This window comes from Haloferax prahovense (genome assembly GCF_000723845.1).
Lineage (GTDB): Archaea > Halobacteriota > Halobacteria > Halobacteriales > Haloferacaceae > Haloferax > Haloferax prahovense.
This window is the reverse complement of record NZ_LK053001.1, coordinates 58,652-82,745: the sequence shown is the minus strand read 5'-3', so window position 1 is coordinate 82,745 and position 24,094 is coordinate 58,652. Positions and strand designations below refer to the sequence as shown.

Genomic DNA, 24,094 nt, shown 5'->3' with positions numbered 1-24,094 from the left:
CCCGGTCACGTAGTGCTGGACCGCGAACACCTGATAGGCGCTCCCAGAACGCACAGCGTTCTGGTGTCTTGGAACCCATTTCATGTTGATTTAAATAACATATACGAAATAGATTCATTCTGTTAAATTTATAAATATTTTGTGATATAAGGCAGTTACTCTAAGACATCCCGGGCCGTTCCCTCACACTCTCTCATATATCGTTGAGACGTGCTCTACGACAGATTATAGATTTCGTATTTTGTACGTTCTACGTTCATAATAGGCGATTGGGACGATATATGCCTTCTATTCTATACTATCCCTATTTCTCGCCCACTACTTCTTCGCTCGCCATGCGATCTCACTCGCAAGCTGAGAGCGTTCTTGTCTGCGTGCGCTCGTCACCAAGCGCCTGGTACTGTTCGCGTTCGCTGTCTCGCCGGTGGTCTCGAAAATAGGTTGTTATTCTTATACTTACGAGGTAAGTTCAATATTATTTTATTATCTACTCAGCCAATGATTCGAGTCACGGTCGGCGTCTCGTCGCGTGAACGTTAGGTCGTGACGCCCGCTGGCAGACCGCCGTCGATTTCAGAGCCGAGTACCACTTCATTTATATCACGCGGAAGGCACTTATACCGTATCTTCGACCGACGCATGACGTTCTCTACTCCCTCCCATCTCACTCGGACTCGACAGGCGCTCGTCGTACTCGTCGTCGCGGCGCTGTTCGTCCCCCTCGCCGGCCCGGTCGCGGCCGTCGAAAACGAGACCAGCACGACGTTCGTGGAATCGGATATCGCCTCGGACACGACGTGGACGCCGGAGGATGGCCCCTACCGAATCATCCAGAGCGTCCACATCGACCCCGGGACGACGCTGACGATACGACCCGGGACCGACGTTCAACTCGCCGAGGGAATCACGCTCTCCGTCGACGGCTCACTCGTCGTCGACGGCACGGCGGCCCGACCGGTGACGGTTTCGCGGTCCGCGGGTGCCGCGGCCGACCGCCGGTGGGCGAGCATCCGCTACAACGGGACGAGTGAGTCCCGACTCGTCGTGCGCAACACGACCCTGCAGGGCGGGACGAGCGGCGTCACCGTGTCCCGCGCAGACGGGTCGATTACGATTACCGACTCGACGTTCCGAGACTTCTCGAAGGCCGGGCTGTCTGTCGACGACGCCGCGGAGACGCCGCGGATCACCATCGAGCGGTCGGCGTTCCGACGCATCGACGGGCACGCGATTCGGGCGACGCCCCTGTCGGGCGCGACCGGCGAGACCTCGATTACGGCGTCACCCGCGGAGCGCGAAGAGCGGTCGGTCCACACGCTGTCGCTCGATGCCGGCGTCGGTGTGACCTTCGACGCGGTGGAACTCCGGTACGCCGATGCCGGCTCCGTCGACGACGTCGACGCGGAGAGCATCGAACGCATCGGTCTCGATAGCAACCGAAACGGAACGATAGAGCGGTCGTTCGACTCGTTCGTCACGGACGTCTCGGCGCGGGACGGTCGCGTGCGAATCTCGCTGTCGAGGCCGGTCAGCATTCCGAGCGACGGCCGACTCCTCGTGGAGTACGAGGACGTCGTCAACCCGGAGACACGCGGGTTCTATCCCGTTGCGGTCGACCTCCGCAAGGGGACAGTCTCACAGCTCTCGGACGGCGTTCGGGGCTCGCTCACCGTCGGAAACGTCACGTCGCCGGTCGACGAGCGCGCCGCGTCTACGACGCGCGTGCGACAGCTCACCGTTCGCGAGTCGTCGTTCCGCGATATCAACGGGAACGGGGTCTTCGTCGCCGCCGACGGTATCGGCCGGCTCTGGCTGTTGAACAACGAGATTTCGGCGACCGCGGGCAGCGGAATCGCGGTTCGTGCGGCCCGGAGCGACACGACGCTGCTGCACAACGAAATCACCGCCGGTGACGCCGGCATCCAACTCGACGCTCGCGACGAAACGACGGCGACCGTGGTCGGAAACGAGGTTCGCGGCGCTCAGACCGGCATCCGTATCCGCCAGTCTGGGACCCAACTCCCGCAACCCGGCGCGGTCACCATCCGTGACAACACGCTGGCGGACAACGTCGGCCACGGCGTCGACCTCACCGCTCGCAGTCTCGAACTGAATCTGCAACTCACCGACAACGCGATTCGCGGTAACGGCGGGGACGCCGTCCACGTCGATAACTGGCTGACGCGGGGGAGCGACGTTCGCGGGAACCGCCTCGTCGAGAACGGCGGCGACGGCTTCGCCCTCGATGGGACCGTCGTATCGGGTCTCACACTGGCGGATAACGCTGTCCGGGACAACGGAGGAGCGGGACTGGAGCTCCGGACGGGAGCGGCGGCACGCGGGGTCGCCGTCCGGAATAACACCGTCCGCGATAACGGGGGTCACGCCGTTTCGGTCCGCTCGGACCTGATTATTCACCGGACGAACGTCAGCGAGAACCGACTGGCGAACAACGCCGGCGCGGGGCTGCTCGTCGCCAGCCCGATAACGCACCGCGGCGAGCTTTCGGTCGCCAACAACACTATCGCCGCCAACTCCTACGGCGTCGTCGTCCGCGGGGTCGTCGAGACCGACGTTCGAGACAACGACATCGTGTTCAACACGAACGCCTTTGCGGACCCGGTTCCCGTTTCGGGAGTGACGCCGGGAACGGGGGTGTACGTCGCGGAGGGGGCGTCCGGTGCGATCATCAACCAAGCAGAGTCGACGGTTCCGCTGGAAGAACTCGTCGCCAATCCCGAGTTGACACAGCGGCTCACGGTCGCTCGGCTCTGGGACGACACGGTCGTCGTCCTACGGACGGACGGCGAGAGCGAGACGCGGAGCGCGGAAGCCAGCGCCCTGACGATTCGTCGCGTGAGCGGCGCGCTTCCGACCGGCATCGGGGTCCAAACGGCCGGCGAGGGAACCAGGACCCACCACGTCGTCAACAACAGTATCTACGGCCAAGACCGGGGTCTGACGGTCGACATCGAGCGGCTGGTCAGCGCGAACGCGACCGCCCGAATCGTGGTGGACCCGATTCGGACCGTCGACGCCGAGTCCAACTACTGGGGCGCTGCCAGCGGTCCGTATCACTCGTCGATTCTCCCGTCCGGAGAGGGGAACCCCGTCGTCACCGAGCGCGGCTGGGTCGATTTCACGCCGTTCCGAACCGCAGCACCCGACGAGTTGTACACTCGGCCGACTGCCCGAATCGACGCCCCGGCGACAGCGACCGCCGCGGACGAACTCCGACTGTCCGGGGCCGGCTCGACGAGCGACACCTCCCCAGTCGGTCGCTATCACTTCTTCGTGAACGGGACCGAGCGAGCGGTGCAGTCGACCCCCGAACTCAGCGTCACGATGAGCGAACAGCCTCTCGACGTCGGGTTAGCCGTCGAGAGTCGGCTCGGTATCGACAGCGACACCGTCAGGGCGACGGTTGGTGTCGCGCCGCCCGAAGCGGCTCCATCGGTGACGACAGCGACCTCGCCGAACACGGCGGGGGCGACGACCACGTCTCACTCGCCGACGAACGATTCGACCGACGACGGGTTCCTCGGCGGACTGGCCTCGGTGTGGGGGCTTCTCGGAAGTGGGCTCTACGTGGGTGCGCTGGGTCTCGGCGGCTACGGGATGGCGCTGACCCTTCAGCGTCGGTCGCCCCCGGTGAGCGGCCTTCGAATACAGCTGTTGGCGGGCGCGGCCGTCCTCGTCTGGCTCATCGGCGGCCTCGTCGGCACCGCTTCGCTGATCGGCGTCGGCCTCGCCGCGGGTGTCGCGTGGGCCGGCCTCACCGGCGTCGCGTACGTCTTGGCGATGCGAGGATGAACGCCCAACGCGCCCCACGACGACCGCCGCGGGGAGGGTCCCGCTACGCGACGGCGTATCGTGACGTTCGGCCCCGCGGCCGAGGGCGTGTCGCGCCGTGGCTCTGTCGTGTGTTCCACCTCTATCAGTGTAAAACCGTAGCGGTAATGGGCCGATATTAGTGTTCAAATTGAACAATTCTGACACTCGGGTCCTCGTTGGGTTGTTAGAACTAATTCTGTTTGAAATTCATATCTGCTATTTTGTGGAGGTATAGTCCTCAAAGTCGGATATGGTATATGAATAATAAATAACTCAAATAATTCAGATTATAGTCTCTACGTGAAGATGTGCGTTTATAGAACGATAGAAGGATTAGTCTGTCTCTGTTAACTATCCTCTGAGAGGGCGAACTCACCGGTCGAGCGCGGTGAATACGCTCCACGCTATCGCCCATCGTGACCCACGCGGCAAAAGGAATATAACCGTAATTCTCTTCGGTACAAGCATGCGAACCTGCGAGCTCACAGATGTTAGTGAATTCACACTTGTCGAGCGAGACCTCCCGACAATCGCCCCCGACGAAGTTCTGGTTCGAATCGACCGCGTCGGCATCTGCGGGTCCGACTTACACTACTACCAACACGGGGAAAACGGGGGCAACGTCGTCGAGTTCCCCCACGTCCTCGGTCACGAGGCCGCCGGTACCGTCGTCGAGGTTGGCGACGGGGTCTCCCGCGTCGGTCCCGACGACCGCGTGGCAATCGAACCCGGTCTCCCGTGCGGAGAGTGCGGGTACTGCGCCGGCGACGACACCTACCACCTCTGTGAGGATATGGAGTACATGTCTTCGCCGCCGGTCGAGGGCGCGCTGACCGAGTACGTCGCGTGGCCCGCCGAGTACCTGTACGCGCTTCCGGACTCGGTGTCGCTCCGCGAAGGGGCGCTCGCGGAACCGCTGAGCGTCGCGATGCACGCCTGTCAGCGCGGCGGCGTCTCCGACGGGGACACGGTGTTGGTCACCGGTGGCGGCCCCATCGGTCAGCTCGTCTCGGAAGTCGCGATGGCCCGCGGGGCCGAGACGGTCGTCCTGACCGATGTCGTCCCCGAAAAGCTCGCACTGGCCGAGTCCCGCGGCGTCGACTACGCGGTCGACGTGACGGAGTCCGACCCCGTCGAGACGATTCGCGAACACGTCGACGAACGCGGCGTCGACGTGGTCCTCGAGAGTTCCGGCTTCGGCGGCGCCATCGAGACGACGACCGAGGCCGTCAAACGCGGCGGCACCGTCGTCTTCGTCGGTATCCCCCTCGAACCCGAGTTCCCCACCGACATCGTCGAGACCATCGGGCAAGAGTACGACCTGAAGGGCTCGTTCAGATTCAGTAACACGTACCCGAAGGCCATCGAGGGAATCGAGACGGGTCGGTTCGACGTCGACAGTATCGTGACCTTCGAGTCGTCGTTCGAGGACACGCAGGCCGCGTTTGACCGCGCGGCCGAGCCCGAAGAAGTAAAAGGCGTAATCCGCGTCAGCGACGAGCTATAACGCGTTGTCGTTGTAGCCGCCGTCGACGGTGATGACCGCGCCCGTCGTGAACGACGCCGCGTCGCTGGCGAGGTAGACGGCCGCGCCCGCGATTTCGTCCGGCGTCGCGACGCGTTCCATCGGCGTTCCCTCGTCTATCTTCTTTCGCAGTTCGGTTCCCTCGTTGAAGCCGTCGCCCGCGAGCGGGGTATTGACGAATCCCGGCTCGATTGCGTTGACGCGCACGTCGGGCGCGAGGTCGGCCGCCGCGGCGCGCGTGAGCCCGTTCACGCCGCTCTTCGCGGCGCAGTAGGCCGGGCGCTCCTCGCGGGCCTGCCGTGCTGACATCGAGGAGATGTTCACGATGCTCCCGGACTCCATCTCGCGGCCGAAGACGCGGCACGCCCGAAAGACGCCCGACAGGTTCACGTCGATGTCTTGACTCCACTGGTCGTCGCTCATCTCCGAGACGGACGCTCTCGCGACCGACCCCGCCGAGTTCACGAGGATGTCGACGTCTCCGATGGCGTCGCTGGCGACCTCGTAGAGGTTCTCTATCGACTCGTCGTCTCGGACGTCACACGTCACCTCGGCGGTCTTCGCGCCGCGGTCGCGGAGCTCCTCGGCGGTCTCCTCGACGGCGTCCGCGCTGCGACTCGTCGCCACAACGTCGGCACCGTCGTCGGCGAAGGCGAGCGCGATGGCCCGACCGATGCCGCTCGTGCCGCCGATGACGACCGCAGCGCTATCCGATACGGTAACCGTGGGTGATGTCTCCACCATATCCGATTCCACCGACTACGACATGCTAACTCTTGCGGTCGACAGACGAACTCGCGAAGCGAATCGCTCCCGGACCGTCATCTACGCGCCGGCGGTAGCCGTTGTAAAAAGAGATTGGAGCGCCGCTCAGGCGAGCCCTATCGCGCGCGGCAGCCAGAGGACGAGCTCCGGGAAGACGATAATCGACAGGAGGGTCAACAGAAGCGGCAGGTAGAACGGGACCATGTGCCGAGTAATCCGTTCGAGCGAGACGCCGGTGACGGCGTTGAGCACGAACAGGATGACGCCGAACGGCGGCGTGAGCAGGCCGATCATCAGCGTGACGATCATCACGACGCCGAAGTGAATCGGGCTGATAGCGGTCTGCTCGACGATGGGGAGGAACACCGGCGTGAGGATGGTTATCGCCGCAATCGTCTCCAACATCAGCCCGACGATGAACAGAACGCCCGCGATGAGCAACATGAGCACGAGCGGGTCCGTCGAGACGCCCGTGATGGCCTGTGCGAGAATCTCCGGGAGCTGTGCGCGACGGATGAGAAAGCCGTACAGGGACGCCGCCGCGACGATGAACGTGAGCGTCGCGGTGTGGGTCATCCCCTCGTCGAACGACGCGACGAGTTCCTCCCGAGAGAGGCCGTCGTAGAAGACGGTCCCGATGATGAGCGTGTAGAACAGCGCGACTGCGCCCGCCTCGGTCGCGGTGAACCAGCCGCCCAGAATCCCGCCGATGATGAGCGCCGGGGTGCCGAGCGCGGGCAGCGCCCGGTAACAGGTCCGGCCGAGTTCGCCGAGCGACCACCAGTCGCCCTTCTCGTAGCCGTTCCGATGGGCGTAGAAACTACACAGCGCCATCAGTCCGACGCCCATCACCAGCCCCGGGACGAGTCCGGCGATGAACAGCGTGCCAATGGAGACCTGCGCGAGAATCCCGTAGATGATGAGCGGGACGCTCGGCGGGATAATCGGGCCGATGATGGACGACGACCCGGTGACGGCGACGCTGAATCCCTGGTCGTATCCTTCCTCGCGCATCGCGCGGTACTCGATAGCGCCGAGGCCCGCGGCGTCCGCTGCGGCGGTCCCCGTCATTCCGGAGAAGATGATACTGGCGACGATGTTGACGTGAGCGAGCCCGCCGCGAATCGGGCCGACGATGGCCTTCGCGAAGTCGAAGATGACGTCCGTCAGGCCGAGCTTGTTCATCAACAGCCCCGTCTGGAGGAACAGCGGAATCGCCAACAGCACGAACGAGTTGGTCCCGGAGACCATCGTCTGGGCGACCAGAAGCGGCTCGAACGGAATCGACGTGGTCCACATGAGGATGAGACTCGTCAGCCCCAGCGCGTACACGACGGGGACTTCGAACAGGTACAGGACGAGCAGGACGCCGATGAACAGTCCGAGCAGAACGACATCGGCCATTATCGGGTCCCTCCCTGAAGCGGACGCGTCTCGGCGCGGAGGCGGTGCTCACTCTGCATTTTCGTCTTCTCCTTTGATGTCCTCGATAATCGTTTCTGGCGCGACGGCGACGAGCCACAGGTCGCGAAGCGCGTAGATCGCGATACAGACACCGCCGACGACGGCGGGAACGTACAGCCATGCTTCGGTGAACGGCGGGTGCGACGGGAGCGCTCCCATCCCGAATCCCCGGTTCTGTAGGTACAACGGGTACGCTCCGGAGACCATGACGCCGACGAACGCGAGGATGAGGAGCGTCCGAAGACCGGTTAGCACCCGGATGACGCCGTCGGAGAGCCGCGAGACGAGGAGGTCGAGCGAGATGTGCTGTCGCTTTCGACTGGCGACCGCCGCGCCGAAGAACGTGATGTACACGAGCAGCATCTGCGAGAGATTGACCGTCCACGGGAGACTCGACCCGAGTATCGAACCCAGGACCCAGCGGGTCAGAATCTGTAACCCGACGACGAGTATCATCAGCACGTAGAGTGCTAACGCGATGGATGTGACCAACCCGTCGAAAAGCCGGCCGAGTTTCGTTGCGAGATTTACTTCTTCCATGGGTGCTCTACGAGTAAGCGTCCGCTCAAATGTTTCGCACTTCTTCGAGCGACGGTTCCCAGTTCTCCTCGAACTGCGTTTGGAGCGGCTCTTTCGCCGCCTCTAACCACGCGTCTCGGTCGGGTTCGACCACGTTCATTCCCTGTTCTTTCAGCGCTTCGATGGCCTGTGACTCCGATTCAGCGATGCTGCTGCTGAGCTCTTGGATGCTGGACGTCAACGAGTCGACCATCGTCGTCTGGTCCTCGTCGGAGATGTTCGACAGCGCCTGGGTGCCGAGCGTGAACCACCCCGTCGACGCGAGGTGCTTGGTCAGCGTGTAGTAGTCCTGCACCTCGTACAGCGAGGACGACCGGACGGTCTCGGCGGGGTTCTCTTGAGCGTCGACGACGCCCTGCTGCAGCGCGCTGTAGAGTTCGTCGAAGGCGACGGTGGTCGGACTCGCGCCGATGCCGCTCCAGATGTTCACCCACGGGGTGAGGTCGGGCACCCGCAGGTTGGTTCCCTGAATGTCCTCGGGCGTCTCGAAGGCCTTGTTCCCGGTCGTGTGTCGGTAGCCGCGGTACACCGGTTCGTTCACGAGCATCTGTTTACCCTGCTCGCGGAGGCGCTGTCGGCCGTCGTCGAAGAACTCCGTCTGGAAGGCGCGCCGCTGCTGTTCCCAGCCCTCGAAGACGAACGGCGACTCGACCCAGAAGTTCTTGGGGTCGTAGTCGATGACCCAGCGCGTCCCGATGATGGTCCCGTCGATGGAGCCGATTTGCGTCTGTTCCATGACCTCCTTTTCGCCACCGAAGGACTCCTCGATGGTGATCGCCACTCGCCCCTCGGTCTCCGCTTCGACGGAAGAGGCCCACTCCTTGGCCATCTCGTTGATGACGTGCCCGCTGGGGAAGACGCTCCCGATGATGAGCGATTGGCTCTGACCGCCGCCACCGCTCTCCGTCGTATCGGTGTCTGAGTCGTCCGAACCGGTCGTGCCGTCGGTTCCGGAGCCGGAACCGCCGCCCATGCAGCCAGCCATCGATGCGATTGCCCCGGTGCCAGTGAGTAGCCCGAGCTGTTCCATGAAGCTCCGTCGGCTTTGTCTACGCATACCATTCACAACGATTCTACACTGGTACTTATATCTATCGCAATAATTCATTTTAATAATATATCATAGGATAGATGTCATCTGCTCTGGGTAGTTCGACTCGTCACTCGCCGCAGTCGCCGGCAGTCACCGATCGAGTCGAGGCGAGGCCGACCGGCCGGGCTACAGCGTTACTGTCCGCGTTCGATGAGGCCCTTCATGTAGCCGATTGCGAACAGCCGGCCCATGTCGGTGTACCCCGCGTGGGCTTCCGCTCGGTCCTCCTCGCCGAGCATCTTGGGGACGTGGTCGGGGCGAATCGCCCCGTCGAAGCCGATGTCTTGGTACGCTTCCATCGCCGCCGCCATGTCGGTGGGCCCGTCGTCGTGCCACGTCTCCACGAACGACTCGGGCGTCCCTTCGACGTCGCGGAAGTGGACGAAGTGAATCCGCTCTCCGAGACGTCGAATCGCCGACGGGACGTCTTCGCCCATCGCGGCGAAGTTCCCCTGGCAGAACGTGACGCCGTGGTTGGGGCTCTCGTGGAGTTCCAAGACGCGCTCGTACCGTTCGAGCGATGTGACGAGGCGGGGAACTCCCCGAAGCTCCTCGACCGGCGGGTCGTCCGGGTGGAGCGCCATCTTGACGCCCGCCTCCTCGGCGACCGGCACGACCTCGTCCAGGAAGTACTGGAGGTTGTCCCACAGCTCCTCCTCGGTGATACCCGCCGCAGGGTGGTCCTCGGCGCGCTCTATCCACTCGTGGTCGTACCCGGTGACGAGCGAGTCACCGCGGTCCGGAATCGAATCGGAGGTTCTGAGGACGCCGACGGGGTTTTCGGTCCACACCCAGCAGTACACGTCGATGCCGAGGCGTCCCATGTTCCGAAGCAGCCGTTTCACCGTCTCGATCTCCTCGTCTCGACCCTCCTGACCGAGGACCGTTCGCTCCATGGGCGGGCGGTCCTCGACGACGTCCAGTGAGAATCCGTGGTCTGCGAACCGGTTTCGGGTTTCGAGTAACGTCTCGTACTCCCACCAGTCGTCGACGCCCCAGAACCGTACGACGGCGCTTTCGACGCCGAGTTGCTTGGCGAGGGTCCACCGTCTGTCCGGGGAGGGAGGCAGCATCACTGCTGGATTCATACACTCACATCCCAGACTCACTCCAAGTAAAAGCGTTTCGCACAGATGTCGGCGTCGTCGTCCGGCGAACCACCGAATCAGCCTCTAGAGCCACTCTATAGCCAGTTTCGAATCCATAACGTATCTTCGTGAAGTTGTATTCCACTCATAGTGGAACGGTTTCGTTCGACTCGATGAAACGACCGGAGGATGGCGCTCAGTCGTACGCGTACTTGACCTCGATGACGTTCTTCCGGTCTCTGAGCGCCGGGAACAGTTCGTCTACGATTCGGTCGTCGTTGAACCGCTCTTTCGGTCCGGAAAGCGACACCGCGCCGATGACCGACCCGTCGCTGACCAGCGGAACCGCGATGGACCGAATCCCGTCTCTCCGCTCTTCGTCTTCGAGCGCGTACCCTCGCTCCCGTATCGTCTCGAGTTCTTCGAGGAGCGCGTCCCGGTCGCTGATCGTGTGGTTGGTCTTCGTCGGGAGCCCGTACTCGTCGACGATTTCGGTCACCCGCTCGCCGGGGAGTTCCGCGAGAATCGCCTTTCCGAGCGCGGTCCAATGCATGTGGGTGAACTCACCGATCGGCGCGTTGTCGTACACCGCCTTGTCGCCCTCAGCCTGGTAGACGATGACCCGCTGTCCGTTCTCCTCGACGCCGAGATTCGCCACCTCACCGGTCGACTCCGCGAGGTCCTTGATTTCGGACCGCGACGCGCCGTACACGTCCAAGCGCCCCCGGGTGATGCTTCCGTCGCGGAGGAACCGAAGGCCGAGTCGGTACCCGTGTTCGTCCTTGACGACGTACCCCGCCGCCTCGAGCGTTTTCAGATGCACGTGCGCGGTACTGGTCGGCACCCCGAGCGCGTCCGCGACGTCGTTAATCCGCACCGTTCCCTGCTCTCGCAGAACGCCGATTACCCGGTACGAGCGCATGACCGCCTTCACGCGCTTGCCGCCGCCTTCGCTTTCGTTAGGTGCCATGGTTCGCCTTTCGGAGCGGGACAGATAAATTCTACTGATGGTGGAAACGTCCCACGAAGTCGGGAGCGACCGCAACCGACGCCGTCGCACGCGGGTTTGCCCTCGCTGCCGTCGTACCGATACCGTGGGGTGGCTCTCTGGTGATTGACGAATGTTCATAATTAATCCAAATCGGTGAGTGATTCGATACGTGAGGTTCGATTCCCGTTCAATTAGTCACGTGTGCCCACGCGGCACACCGAGAACAGAGGCGCTCGTCCGCGTCACTTGACTCTACTATTAGTAGAATCGCGATCCGTCGCGAACAACCAGGCTCTGTCGCCGATTCCCGTTTCGGACGGGTTCACCAGCACGAAACGAGCCGACGGGGCGCGCGAACTCCGCCGCTCGCGTCCCGGCTACATGCGGTCCCTGTGATGTTGCTTCGGATGGGGCCTGCCGTGCATAACAGGCCTACCCGTGTAACTCTTGGTGGGCTCGGGTACCTCCTCGAGCAATTCGGTTTTATCGGATTGTAATTACAGAGCTATGTCTGTCACAGACGGGTCGTTTCGGACCGCAACTCGTGGTCACGGAGCCCGAAGTCGTCGGTACGAGTCCGGGAGACCCTGCGCGTTCTCTCCGGATAGGCCGACGACGACGTAGTCGGCATCCCGACCGACGTAGGCGAGGAGCCTGCGAACGTGCTCGGCGTCGATGGCCTCGACCGAGTCGAGAACGAAGAACGGGACCTCGTCGGACACCTCGTGGACGAGGTAGCCGGCGACGGCGAACACGAGACCGATAAGCTCGCGCTCGGAGGTCGGGAGGTGGTCGATAACGTCCTCGTAGACGGTGCCATCGTCCGTCCGGCGCTCGATGTGCGGGACGAACCGCCCCGCGGGAGTCGCGCCCGCGTCATCGAGGGAATCTCCGTCGCTCCGTCGCTCGATCCAGAGACGGGCGAGGCGGTCGTATTCGAGGGCGTCGAGAACGTCCGCCATTCGGTCGTTGAACGCCGAGACGGCCGCGCGTTCGAGTCGTTCGATACGACCGCGAAGCTCGCCGATTCGGTCGTCAATTCCGTCCTGCCGTGCTTCGAGGTCCGCCCGTCGGTCGAGTTGGGCTTCGAGGGAATCGAGGTCATCGACGACGGCGGCGCGCTCCTCGCGTCGCCGTTCCAACTCGAACTCGACCCGGGTGACCTCCCGGTGGGCAGCGAGGACCGCGGCGCGGTCGTCCGCCTCCGCGGCCCCGGCGTCACGTCTCAGGTCGGCGATATCCGATTCGAGGTCGTCGCGTCGGGCTTCGAGGTCCTCGACTCGCACCCGGCGCTCGGTGCGCTCGCGGCGTAACTCCTCGCGTCGTGTTTCGAGGTCGCGTCGCCGTCGTCGCTGGTCTTCGAGTTCCGACCGGCGTTCTTGCAGTCGTTCGAGACGCTCGGTGAGTTCGGCGCGCTCCTCGCGACGGTCGTCGCGGAGCGTCCGGAGTTGGTCGAGCGTCGATTCGATGCTCGCTTCGGGGACGGAGGTCCCGCACGTCCAGCAGACGACCCGGCCGTCGCCGTCGGGCCCGCCGTCTTCGCCCGCGCTCGTGGCGACGGGCGATGTCCCCGACGTGAGGAACTGCTCGTTGAACCGTAGCGTTCGCTGAACGTCGGTGATATCCGCGTCTAACCGTCGTTTTCGCACGCGCGACTCGGAGAGTTCGTCGGTCAGACCGTCGAGTTCGCCGGCGGGGTCGGCGGGACACGACGCGAGTTCCGATTCGACCTCGCCGAGTTCGGCGTCGAGCGCGTCAAGTGACTCCCGCTGGGCCTCGAGTTCGAACTGGGCGTTGTCGAGCGTCGCGTTCAACTCCCGTAATCGGTCCGCTCGCGCCTCCGCGTCCGGCGTATCGGTGTCGGTTTCCCTCCGCGCGTCAGCGTCGGCGTCGACCGCCGACGGCTCGATGCGAGCGAGCGCTTCTCGTCGGTCTGCCAACTCGGCTTCCAAGCGCTCGACAGCCGCGTTCAGTTCGTCGCGGCGCTCGCGGAGTCGCGGGCGCTCGGATTCGAGCGCGGACAGCTCCGCGATTCGGTCGTCTAACTCGGCGCGCTCGGCGCGGAGGTCGGCGATTTCCTCGCTGACGGCGTCGGTGTCGACCGAGTGCGTGACGAACTCCCGCAGGTCGCGGTCGCCGGTCACCGCCTGCCGGGTCTCGTTGGAACCGAGCAGGAACGCGAACAGGTCTGCGGTCGTCGAGTCTTCGAGATACGGGTCGCCGGACGCGACGACGCGGTCTCCCTCCCTCACGAACGCCCGCGTGCACACCTCGCTCCCGACGGCGAGTTCGACCCGACCGCCGTCAGCACTCTCCTCGAACGGGGGTTCATCGCTTCCCAGCGCGGCCGCGAGACCCCACATGAGCGGTGTTCGGTCGGCCGCGTTCCGTCCCGCGACGACGGAGACGCCGGGCTCGAACTCGACGGTCGCGTCGTCGAGACCGGCGAATCGCGTGACGGTCAGGCGGGCCGGTCCGTTCGTCGTGGCCATACGATGTTCGACACGGGGGTCCGTGAAAACAGTTGGTGACGCTTCCAAAACTCGTTCCAACGCTATCATTGGAACGTGTCTCTTGTCCCGGGTGCCACAAACACGTTCCAAAGCTATCGATGGAACGCTTTTCGACCCGAGAGCTCGCGAGAGTTCGGTCGTCACTGGTCGCTCCATACCGCGGTTCGGAAAGCGCGAAACGGACTACTCGCAGTCGCAACCGCCCCGGTCGATGAGGTCGTCGACCGTGTACTGGGAGTTACAGCCCGGGCAATGGACGCGAACGTCGACGTACACCTCGGCGGTCTCGGGGTCGACGTCGAGTTCGCCGGCGGCCGCGAGGTCGGACAGCGACCTGTCGGTGACGCGCTCGACGCGACCCAGCAGGCGTCGAATGGTTTGGGACCGGCGCTCGCTGAGGTCACCGTTGTCGCGGTCGGTCTCCGACGGCGGCGTCACGCCGCGGTACGAGGTGAGATACGTCCGCATCGCCCGGTGCGAGACGAAATCGGTCTCGAGTCGCTCTACGTCGACGCCGGCGCGTTCGAGTCGGCGGACCGCCTCCGTTCGCGCCCCGCTCGAAACGCCGTCGTCGGTGAGCACGCGGTACAGATTCTCGACCTCGCCGTCGATGACGCGCTCGTTCCGCTCGTCGAGCGCCGCGCGGAGGAGCCGTCGGTTGAACGCGTCGGCGAGGTCACGGAGGCTCGACCGCGCGTCCGCCTCGGCGGTCCACCGCCGTTCGAGCTCCGCGCCGAACCCGTCGAGGTCGCGCTCGCGGAGTAGTCGGCTGACCTTGCTCTCGGGGCCGCGCTTTCCACCCGGGGAGTCGTGTGAGTCGCTCACTGCCGACTGCTATTCGGGGAGTACACATATGCTTGACGCGCGGTGAGACGGGGTACCGGATGAGGGCCTAAAGAGGGTACAACGGCGAGTTGAGATGGGTGGTCAGTAGTTAGCGGCGTCGCCGCGGCCGGTCGACGCCCCCCGACCGGCCGGCGATTCGCGGTCCGAGTGCACGGCGGCGAAGTCCTCTCGGTCGTCCGCGTCGACGTCCGTCACCGGGCGCGACGTCGAGGACGAGGATTCGGTGTCACTGACCCCCTCAGTGACTCGGTCGGCGGGGGAGGTCGCGGCGTGTTCGGCGAGTTTGAGCCTGACGGCGACGGTGACACCGCCGTCGGGGTCGTTTTCGACCGCGACGGTTCCGTCGAACTGCTCGACGAGCGCGGCGACGAGCGAGAGACCGGACCGAGACTCGGGAGAGCCCGCGACGGTCTCGCCCGCGTCCGGGAAGGCGTCTTCCGGGAACGGCGGGCCGTCGTCGGAGATGCGAACAGTCACGGTCTCCGCGCCGCGCTCGGCGCGCAGGCGGATTCGCGGACGCTCGGCGTCCGCCCGCTCAACGGCCGTGACGAGGAGGTTTCGGAAGACCGCGGAGAGCATGCTGTGGGCGAGGACGTCCACGTCGGGGAGGTCTCCGGAGACGACCACGTCGGCGTCGTGCGCGGCGCGAGCCTTCCGAAGCTCCGTCTCGATGGTCTCGGCCAGCGGCTTCGGTTCGAGGTCGGCGGTCCGCTCCGAGGTGAGCACGTCGGTGAACTGCGCCGTACTCTCGGTGAGGTCGATGATGCCGTTGCTCGCGGCGACGATGTTCTCCAGCCGCTCGTCGGCCGCCGACCCCGCCTCCTTCCGAACGACCGACGCCCACCCGCGGATGACCAGCGCGTCGTTTCGGATGTCGTGGTGGAGGACACGGTTGAGGACGGCGAGCTGTTCGCGCTGTTGGCGGAGTTCGGTCTCCCGTCGCTGACGCGCGACGGTCCACCGGTAGATGCCGAACACGAGGAGCGCCGCGCCGACCGCCTGTGCACCGTCTTCGAACAGATAGCTGAACCAGACGGGCTGTTCGACGAACTCGTCGAGGAAGTCGGTCAGCGCGAACAGGTACGAGGCCGCGACGCCGCCCGCCAGCGGGTAGAAGACAGACGGTGCGTGTACTCGTCGAACCACGAATAGGCACGCGAAGAGGACGGCGACGACGACGCCCTCGCCGACGAGGTCGAGCGCTGTCGTCGTCGGGTCCGGCGGGAGCACCACGACCTGCGCGCCGACCGGGATAACCGACCCGACGGCGACTACCCACGGGAGGAATCGCTGTGCTGCTCCGATGGGTTTCTCGCCCGTCGATTCCGGTTCGGTAGCGGGTATTCTCTCCGTCCGAGCTTCGGAGTTCATCTCGGGACACCACGCCCCGAGCGCCTCCCGCGGACGACCGTCGGCTTCTGTTTCGTTCGCATACTCTCGTCGACGGCGATGACCGACGAAGTGGTTGCTATGTGGATTGTCTGCCTCACTTTCCGTTCGGTAGCGACACCCTGTGTTCGGTAGTCGTACGGAGCCGTACAGAGTCGAAAATAGTCCGGGGTCGCCGAGCGTCGGTCAGGTAAACACCCAGACCGCGGCGACGAACAGCAGCGACCCGAAGACGAAGGTGACGTCTCGCGTCCGAACCATCATGCCCTCGGTCCGGAGGGACTGACTCTGTTCGTCGCCCAGCGAGCGCGAGAACCCCTTCGTCTCCATCGCCTCCACGGTGACCCGCGCGCGCTTCGCCACGTTGAAAATCAGCGGGTAGAACGCCTTGACGGAGAGCGTCAGCAGGTAGTAGAAGTAGCGCCACCTGAACAGCCCCTGCTTTTCGGGTACCTTACTTCGAAGGCGGAAGGAGTTGATGAGCGCGTGGTACTCCTCGACGAGAAGCGGCATCATCCGGTAGCCGTACGCGATTGCGAACGTGAGCTGTCGGGGGACGCCCAAGCGCAACATCCCCTTGCTGAGTTTCTGCGGGCTCATCGCCGAGAAGACGGCGAGGCTGATGACCGAGATAATCGTGAGCTTGAGGAAGAACGGGACGAGCGCCCCGACGGCGTCGATGCCGACCTCCTGGCTGGTCGTGGCGGTATGGATACCCCGGCCGACCGCGGCCGCGACGATGGTCCCGGTCTCGGCGAACACGCTCGCGTCGCCCGCCATGACGCCCGCGACGACCCGACCGGCGTTCTCACCCAAGTGACCGACCGCTCGAATCGTCCCGCCGATGAGCGGGACCAACACCACGAAAAAGCCGACGTTGGTGACTTGGCCGAACAGGAGCAACGCGAGCAGGTACTTGCTGACCTGCGAGAGCGCGGCGAGCACGAAGGCCGCCGCGAGCAGGATGGCCAGCGGAAGCGTGTCGTAGAACAGCCACGGGATAATCATGAACAGTACGGTCCACAGCAGGACGACTCGCGGGTCGAAGCTGTTCAACAGCGCGTCCTCGTTGTCGTAGGCGGTCCGCATCAAGTCGACCTTGATGTCGGCGACCGAGATGTCGGTGAGCGCGTCGACGTACTTCATCGCGTCCCTCCGCTCGACTCGCCTCCGGGGCTGACATCGGCGACACCGCCGTCGGCGAGTGCGTCGTCCTCGAACGACCGGGCTAGCGTCTCACACATCGATTCGGTGCTAAGCGCGGGGGATTTCAGCCCGAGTCGCCGGCTCAGTTCGACCACCTGCGGCTGTCGCAAATCGGTCGCTGCGAGGAGGTTCGGGTCGGAGAACACAGCCTCCGGCGGTGCGTCCGCGAGCACTTCGCCCTCGCCCATGACGAGGACGCGATTGGCCCACGCCGCGACCAGTTGCAGGTCGTGGGAGGCGACGACGACAGTTTCGACGCGGCTCTCGGCCTTCCGGAGCATTCCGGTCACCTCGCGGCGGCTCTGGAGGTCGAGACTGCCCGTGGGCTCGTCCAAGAGGACGACCGTCGGGTCGGTCGCAAGCCCGATTCCCAGCGACGCGCGGCGCTGTTGGCCGAGGCTCATCAGGCGGCCGTCGCGGTCCGCGAGGTGTTCGAGGTCCAGATACGCGAGAATCTCGTCGACGCGTTCGTCCACGTTCGGGGCGTCGCGGTTCTCGAGGTAGTAGGCGACGTCCTTGCGGACGGTGTCCTCGACGAACATCTCCTCGGGGTTCTGGTGGATGTAGACGGTGTCGTCGGCCAGTTGCTCGGGGAGCGTCTCGCTCGTGTCGCGCCCGAGGACCGTCACCGTCCCTCGGTCCGGGGACGCTAACCCCGTAATCAACCGCAACAGCGTCGACTTCCCGGACCCGTTGGCACCGACCAATGCGACCCGGTCGCCCTCGTACAGTTCGAGGTCCAGCCCGTCGAGCACGCGATTGTACCCCTCGCGAAGCGTCGGGTAGCCGTGACCGACGTCCCGCATCGTCACTACCGCGTCCCCGTCCCGCTCGCGCTCGGTCAGCTCGGCGGCGTCTGTACCTGTTGCCACCGCGCCGCCGTCGACGGCGGCCCGAGAGCCGCGCGTCGCCGCGGGTTGAAACGCCGTTGCCGCCTCGTCGACGGTCACGGGATACCGACCGCTGGGCAGGGTTCCCACTTCGGTCGGCAGGCCGTCGGCGATTTGTGTGACCTGCGGCGGGTGGATATCGTGGGCGAGCAGGTCGTCGAGCCTGTTGAGCCCGACCTCGACCGGCTCTTTCCAGGCGACCCCGCCGTCGGAGACGAGCACCATCTCGTCGCAGTAGTCGGCGATGAACTCGGAGTGGTGTTCGATGACGATCACCGTCTTGTCCTGCTTCTCGTTGAGTCGTCGGAGCTGTTCGTACGTTTCGCGGGCGTTTCGGGGGTCGAGCTGTGCGGCGGGCTCGTCGACGAAGATGAACTCGGGATCCATCGCGAGCACCCCCGCGAGCGCGACGAGGTGTTGTTGGCCGCCGCTCAGTTCCCAGATGAACCGGTCTTCGAGGTGGTCGAGACCGAGGGTTTCGAGGGCGCGGGTCGCCCGTTCGGCGTAGTCGTCGAGGCCGTAGTTGAGCGGTGCGAACTCCACGTCGTCGCGGACCGTCTCCTGGACGAGTTGGTTCTCGAAGTCCTGGAAGACGTAGCCGACCGTCTTCGAGAGTTCGGCGACGTCCGACTCGCGGGTGTCGGTGCCGGCGACGGTGACCCGCCCGTCGAACGTCCCCTCGAAGAAGTGTGGGATGAGGCCGTTGAACGTCTTACACAGGGTCGTCTTTCCGCTGCCGTTGCCACCGACGACGGCCGTGAATTCGCCCGGCTCAATCGTCACGCTCGCGTCGCGCAGTACCGCCTCGTTGCCGCCGGGATACTGAAACGTCAGGTTCTCGACGACGATGTTGTTGCTGCTCATAAAAACAAAGCGATGGGGTTCAGTCCTGCAGGCCGCCGACCTTGCGCTGGCGGTAGGCGACGAGCCCGAACGAGATGACCGCCGCGATGGCAATCGGCACGAACAGGAACGCTTGGCCGTACGTTTCGACGAACTCCGGCGTGAACGTGATGAGCCCGCCGCTGGTCTCGCTCAGCGTCTCGAACGCGAACGCGACGGGAATCAGCGCCACCCACGCAATGAGTCGCTTCAGGGACGTGCGCGTGAACATCGGGCCGTCGCGCCCCTCGACGGGACTCATGCCGAGTAGCGGTTCGATCTTCCCGCGGAGCCGCGGGTAGAGGAACAGGGTCGGAATCGCCCCGAAGACGACGCCGGCGATGATAATCTGAAGCAGGGCACCGATTCCCTCGGTGGCCCACACGGTCTCGGGGAGCCACGAAATCGCTTCGAGCTCTTCGACGCCGATGTAGAACTTCCCGACGTCGATGAACCACGCCGCGGTCTCTTCCATCGCCTTCGCGAGGAAGCCCAGCGCCGCGATTTGCTTGACGTCTTTCGGGTCCGTGATGAGCGACATCACGAAGAACCACGACAGCGTGACGACGATTAGCCCTTCGACCGCTCCGAGCGCGCTGAAGTCACCGATGAGAATCTCTCCGAAGACGATGCCGCCGACCGGAATCGCGAGACAGGCCCAAAACGAGCGGAACAGGAGGACGACCGACATCGCAACGAACCAGAACGGTCCGATAGAGACGCCTAACCCGCCTATCGAGAACTCCGGGAGAAGTTCCGTAATCATGCTCTGCAGACCGTGTAGCGACATGACGAGGATGAACGCCATCATGTCCCTATGGTCGAAACTGAACGCACTACTCGAGTTGTTGGACGTTGTCACCATCCGGGTGGTGGTGGTTAAGCAACCTGTTTAACGCTTGGTATGAGTATGACGTACGACTGTATATCGGACTGTACTCTGTGGAGTGGTCGGTGGCAGTACATAGCAATCGCGTCGATATATTGCGCTCTGGATTCCCTCCGGACGTACTTCGGACGCTCTGCGGTTGCGGCGCTCGCGGACCGATTCGGGTGCTCCTGAGTGACTGTTCGCGTCGAAAAATGAACTGAGCGGTGGCGACGCCGACACCAACATCGACACCGACGCCGACCGTCAGGCGTCGGTCGCGCCCACGCAGCGCTCGACGTCTGCGCGGGACTTCATCTCCAAGACGTTGTACGGGGCGTCGATGTCCGCGGCCACCGACCGGAAGGACGGAAGCGGTTCGTGCGCGTCTTCCGTCCCGTCGTTGTCGTGGAGGTGCGCGACTTGGATTCGGTCGCCGAACCGCTCGACGAACCGTCGGTAGTCGACGCCGGTCGCCTTCGCGTGGCCCACGTCGAGCGTCAGCTTCAGGAACTCGTCGCCGACGCCGACGTCGTCGAGGAACGCTGCGAGTCGGTCCGGAGTCGCCGTGTGCCGACGCGTTCCCGGTTTGTCGCGCTGGTTTTCGAGACAGACCGGAACGCCCGCCTCGGCGGCGAATTCGGCGCACTCGCGGAGCGTCTGGACCGCCTGCGCGCGGGTGTGCTCGCGGACGTGTTCGGGGTACCGAGCCCGAACCGAGCCCCCGTGGACGATGACGCCGCCGGCGTCGATTGCCGCGGCGAGCTCGATTGCCTCTTTGGTCGCCGCGACCGCGGCTTTCCGAAGGCGCTCGTTGACGTTCCCGGGGGCGACGTCGAGGTGCGGGCCGTGGACCGTGTAGCTCACGTCGAACTCCTCGGCGACCGCCCGCAGGCGCTCGGCGTCTCGCTCGTCCGCCCGAACGTCCAGATAGCCCGCACGGAGTTCGACGTGATTCAGGTCGAATCTGCGGAGGAACTCGGCGAACGACGCGACGTTGGCCGCATAGCGGATGTCCATCGACGCGCCGAACCGCGGTCGCTGGACGGGCGTCGCCTCAGACATCGACTTGGCTTGCGGGAACGAGGCGGTCGCCGCGGAGGACGGGCACGACCGAGCGAGAGTCGATGGCCGTCTCGAACTCGTGGAGGTCGCGCCGCCGAATCTCGTGTTTCTGCTCGTATCGCGGCCCTTTCGCCGTCACGAGGAGGCGCGCGTACCGCTCGCGGTCGCGGTCGGTGAGGCCGTCGCCGTGGAGGTAGTCGTCGATGAGCGCCGCGCCGAGCGTGTCGTCGGACGTCGGCTGGCCGCTCGACCCGCTAGCGACGATGGTGACCGGCCGCCCGCGGTCTTCGAGCAGGTCCGCGACCGCCGCGGCGTTCGTGTAGCCGCCGACGAACACCTCGACATCGGGACCTCCGCGCTCGCGGAGCGTCGAGACGGCGCGCCCGCCGTTCGTGGAGGTCATCGCGGCCGGTCGCCCGTCGAGGTCCAGTCGCTGGACGTAGCTCGGCGAGTTGAAGAAGTCGTAGCCGGGGTTCGGCTCGTAGTCGTCGGTCTTGCCGCCGCCGATGAGACACTCGGGGTGGTCCTCCTGATACGCCGGTTCGTCGCCGCGTTCGTCGGTCACGTGGACGTACTCCGCACCGAGCGCGAGCAGTTCCGCCACGGTCGCCGAGAAGTGGGTCACGTCGACCACGACGTAGTCGCCCGGAGCCGGTTCTGCCGGGATGTTCTCACAGCCCTCTATCAATGTCTCTGCGAACACCGCTGTCTGTCGTCCATCTGCGGACATAGCCCACGTTCTCTACAACACCTACAAGTCAATTGCTAGTAGCGATATATATCGAACCGTACTGTCCGTAGTTCGCTTCGCCCGCCGGTAGTTCCCCGGCAATACGACTCGTCACTCGCGCGTACCGCGTCGTTCGGTCGTGTAGAACCGTGTTCGAATCGACGGATAGCGGGCTCGCGACTATCGCTTCGATAAAAATTATCAGAAAGTAAGACTAAAATATAACTGAAGAATTACATATCTAACTCACCAGTTCTATCCCGAAATTAGGCACCGAACGTGCCGTCACTCGAGAGCTACCCGAGCCGCTTCGGTTGCGTTCTCGCACCACGACTGCGAGTTCGACCCACTTGATAGTATCTGCGGGAAACGGCTTAACTACGGCCCAAGAATACGTTTTCAAGTACAAGCGTCGTCGGTAGGTTACTCGCACTCGGTAGCGCGGTTCTTCGGGGCGAGCGTTACAGACATTCTCCCGGTTAAACGTGTGAAGCTGCTGAAAAGACTGGTTACGACGAATGGGAGGGGTTCAATTGCGAACGTCTCGCGTCCGTCACGGCGGGTCGGGAAGCGCGTCCGAGTGGTGTCGCAATCTCACAACGGCAGTCCTCAGGCTCAGTGACAAATATATCAGATATCATGTATTATTACTATACAAGTATTGATTTTCGAAAGCTGCGGTTTCGGTCTCCGGTTCGGTACCAACGCCGGCCGACGCCGACAGCGTCTTTGACCGCCGGTCCAACGTTGATTCGAAATGGTTCTCGCCGCCGAACGACTCCGCCGGTTCAAGACGCCGCTCCGCTACGTGATGGGCGCGCTCTACGTCCTCGCCGGAGTGATGCACTTCGTCGTGCCGAACGCGTACGCGCAGGTCGTCCCGCCGGTCTTCCCGGCGGCGCTCGCGCTCGTTTACATCTCGGGCGTCGCCGAAATCGTCCTCGGCGTCGGCGTCGTCTTCCGCCGCACCCAACGCATCGCCGCGTGGGGACTCATCGCGCTACTTGTCGCGGTCTTCCCCGCGAACGTCTACATGGCGACGAGCGATATCGTGCTCGAAGGTGTTCCGGCGTCACTTCGGGAGCCCTCCGACGCCGCCCTGTGGCTCCGACTGCCGCTTCAGGGCGTGCTCGTCGCGTGGGCGTGGTGGTACACTCGCCCGGAGTCCGACGGCGGCGTCGACTCGTCGTCGAACCGGTGACAGTCATCGAGTGGATTGGTGTCTACCCCCACGCTGTCCGGCTGTTTTCGGAACCGAACGGAACTGATTCAAGCGCGCCGGTGCGAGCCGTAGCCGATGACCGAAGACGACACTCACGACCACGTCGTCCCCGGGAGCGACGAGGCCATCGATTCGGCCGACGTTCGGGGCTACGACTTCGACGGCGCGTTCGACTTCGACGAGTTCCTCGACGCGTACGCGACGACCGGCTTTCAGGCGACGCAGCTCGCCGAAGCCATCGACATCGCCGAAGAGATGCAAGACGCGGACGCGACCGTCTACCTGACGTTCACCTCGAACATCATCTCGTCGGGGCTGCGCGAGGCCGTCGCCTACCTCGTCCGCGAGGGCTTCGTCGACGTGCTCATCACCACCTCCGGCTCGCTGACCGAGGACGTCATCAAGACCGCGAAACCGTTCAAGATGGGCTCGTGGGACGCCGACGAGGGCGAACTCCGCGAGCGTGGCATCAACCGCCTCGGCAACATCTATGTCCCCTCCGACCGGTACGTCTGGCTCGAAGAGTATCTCTACGACTTCTTCGAGGACTTTTTCGCCGAAGAGAAGGTGCGGACGCCGACGGCGTTCGCCCGCGAGCTGGGCGAGACGCTCGACGACGAGCACTCGGTGTTGAAGCAGGCGGCCGAAAACGACGTGCCGGTCTACTGCCCGGCGCTCACCGACGCCGAGGTGGGCAACTTCCTGTACTACTACCGGCAGGGCTACGACAAGGACGTCGGCATCGAGATTCTCGACGACTACGACTCGCTCATCCAGAACGGCCTCCTCGCTGACGAAACCGGTCTTATCGCCGTCGGCGGGGGCGTCCCCAAGCACCACGCCATCATGACGAACCTCTTCCGCGGCGGCGCGGACTACGTCGTCTACATCTCGACGGGGATGGAGGGCGACGGCTCGCTGTCGGGCGCGCCCCCGAACGAGGCCGTGTCGTGGGGGAAAATCAAGGACCACGACACGAACTACACGCAAATCGAAGCCGAGGCGACGCTCGTCTTCCCGCTTCTTGTTGCGGGCGCGTTCAAGAACTAGCGGGACTCCGTATCTATTGTCTCCTTTGTAGCGCTATGTTGGTGTCCCAACCGTCGAAACGGCTACGTTAGGCTCATAGCAATTCCCTTTAGCG

At 64.2% G+C, this 24,094-nt stretch carries 18 protein-coding genes; 4 read left to right on the top strand and 14 right to left on the bottom strand.

Annotated elements, in window-relative coordinates:
• Positions 1-639 precede the first annotated feature (639 nt).
• Together BN984_RS15460 and BN984_RS15455 are read left to right on the top strand one after the other, a co-directional pair.
• A complete protein-coding gene (locus tag BN984_RS15460) occupies positions 640-3,813 on the top strand; it encodes a right-handed parallel beta-helix repeat-containing protein (protein ID WP_049968669.1) in 3,174 nt (1,057 codons plus the stop codon).
• A 487-nt stretch (positions 3,814-4,300) separates the two neighbouring features.
• Positions 4,301-5,341, top strand: coding sequence for an NAD(P)-dependent alcohol dehydrogenase (locus BN984_RS15455; protein ID WP_049968668.1), 1,041 nt, complete (start codon positions 4,301-4,303; stop codon positions 5,339-5,341).
• On the opposite strand, the gene BN984_RS15450 is transcribed toward BN984_RS15455, so the two are convergent.
• From BN984_RS15450 to BN984_RS15385, 14 genes are all read right to left on the bottom strand, one after another.
• Positions 5,336-6,103 carry an SDR family NAD(P)-dependent oxidoreductase gene (locus BN984_RS15450; protein ID WP_049968667.1) on the bottom strand — a complete coding sequence of 256 codons (768 nt, stop codon included), beginning with the start codon at positions 6,101-6,103 and terminating at the stop codon, positions 5,336-5,338. The genes BN984_RS15455 and BN984_RS15450 overlap by 6 nt on opposite strands.
• 126 nt (positions 6,104-6,229) lie before the next feature.
• Entirely contained in the window at positions 6,230-7,528 is a 1,299-nt protein-coding gene (locus tag BN984_RS15445) for a TRAP transporter large permease (protein ID WP_008096801.1), read from the bottom strand.
• A gap of 48 nt (positions 7,529-7,576) precedes the next feature.
• Positions 7,577-8,128 (bottom strand): TRAP transporter small permease, encoded by a 552-nt coding sequence (locus BN984_RS15440; protein WP_008096800.1) that lies wholly within the window; start codon positions 8,126-8,128, stop codon positions 7,577-7,579.
• A 25-nt stretch (positions 8,129-8,153) separates the two neighbouring features.
• A complete protein-coding gene (locus tag BN984_RS15435) occupies positions 8,154-9,224 on the bottom strand; it encodes a TRAP transporter substrate-binding protein (RefSeq protein ID WP_233514283.1) in 1,071 nt (356 codons plus the stop codon).
• A 170-nt stretch (positions 9,225-9,394) separates the two neighbouring features.
• Complete coding sequence (locus BN984_RS15430; protein WP_233514282.1) at positions 9,395-10,348, bottom strand: mannonate dehydratase; 954 nt, start codon at positions 10,346-10,348, stop codon at positions 9,395-9,397.
• A gap of 196 nt (positions 10,349-10,544) precedes the next feature.
• Positions 10,545-11,318, bottom strand: a complete 774-nt coding sequence (locus tag BN984_RS15425) for an IclR family transcriptional regulator (protein WP_049968665.1) — start codon at positions 11,316-11,318, stop codon at positions 10,545-10,547.
• Positions 11,319-11,887: 569 nt separating this feature from the next.
• Positions 11,888-13,831: an archaea-specific SMC-related protein gene (locus BN984_RS15420; RefSeq protein ID WP_049968664.1), complete on the bottom strand. Its 1,944-nt coding sequence runs from the start codon at positions 13,829-13,831 to the stop codon at positions 11,888-11,890.
• 204 nt (positions 13,832-14,035) lie between these two features.
• The gene (gene rdfA, locus BN984_RS15415) at positions 14,036-14,677 is read right to left on the bottom strand and encodes a rod-determining factor RdfA (RefSeq protein ID WP_008096795.1); all 642 of its coding nucleotides are present in this window, start codon (positions 14,675-14,677) and stop codon (positions 14,036-14,038) included.
• Between the two features lie 102 nt (positions 14,678-14,779).
• Entirely contained in the window at positions 14,780-16,069 is a 1,290-nt protein-coding gene (locus tag BN984_RS15410) for a sensor histidine kinase (protein WP_049968663.1), read from the bottom strand.
• A gap of 204 nt (positions 16,070-16,273) precedes the next feature.
• The gene (locus BN984_RS15405) at positions 16,274-17,233 is read right to left on the bottom strand and encodes an energy-coupling factor transporter transmembrane component T family protein (RefSeq protein ID WP_049968662.1); all 960 of its coding nucleotides are present in this window, start codon (positions 17,231-17,233) and stop codon (positions 16,274-16,276) included.
• On the bottom strand, positions 17,230-19,047 hold the full coding sequence (locus tag BN984_RS15400) for an ABC transporter ATP-binding protein (protein WP_008096792.1): 1,818 nt from the start codon (positions 19,045-19,047) through the stop codon (positions 17,230-17,232). The genes BN984_RS15405 and BN984_RS15400 overlap by 4 nt, the downstream gene beginning before the upstream one ends.
• Before the next feature lie 19 nt (positions 19,048-19,066).
• Positions 19,067-19,876 carry a hypothetical protein gene (locus BN984_RS15395; RefSeq protein WP_244877481.1) on the bottom strand — a complete coding sequence of 270 codons (810 nt, stop codon included), beginning with the start codon at positions 19,874-19,876 and terminating at the stop codon, positions 19,067-19,069.
• 324 nt (positions 19,877-20,200) lie between these two features.
• Positions 20,201-20,998 carry a sugar phosphate isomerase/epimerase family protein gene (locus tag BN984_RS15390; RefSeq protein WP_049968661.1) on the bottom strand — a complete coding sequence of 266 codons (798 nt, stop codon included), beginning with the start codon at positions 20,996-20,998 and terminating at the stop codon, positions 20,201-20,203.
• Positions 20,991-21,728, bottom strand: coding sequence for a 2-phosphosulfolactate phosphatase (locus BN984_RS15385; protein WP_049968660.1), 738 nt, complete (start codon positions 21,726-21,728; stop codon positions 20,991-20,993). The genes BN984_RS15390 and BN984_RS15385 overlap by 8 nt, the downstream gene beginning before the upstream one ends.
• Positions 21,729-22,485: 757 nt before the next feature.
• Between BN984_RS15385 and BN984_RS15380 the strand changes: the two genes are divergently transcribed.
• Positions 22,486-22,929 carry a DoxX family protein gene (locus BN984_RS15380; protein WP_008096788.1) on the top strand — a complete coding sequence of 148 codons (444 nt, stop codon included), beginning with the start codon at positions 22,486-22,488 and terminating at the stop codon, positions 22,927-22,929.
• Positions 22,930-23,025: 96 nt separating this feature from the next.
• Positions 23,026-24,000 carry a deoxyhypusine synthase gene (locus BN984_RS15375; protein ID WP_049968659.1) on the top strand — a complete coding sequence of 325 codons (975 nt, stop codon included), beginning with the start codon at positions 23,026-23,028 and terminating at the stop codon, positions 23,998-24,000.
• The last annotated feature ends 94 nt before the right edge of the window (positions 24,001-24,094 follow it).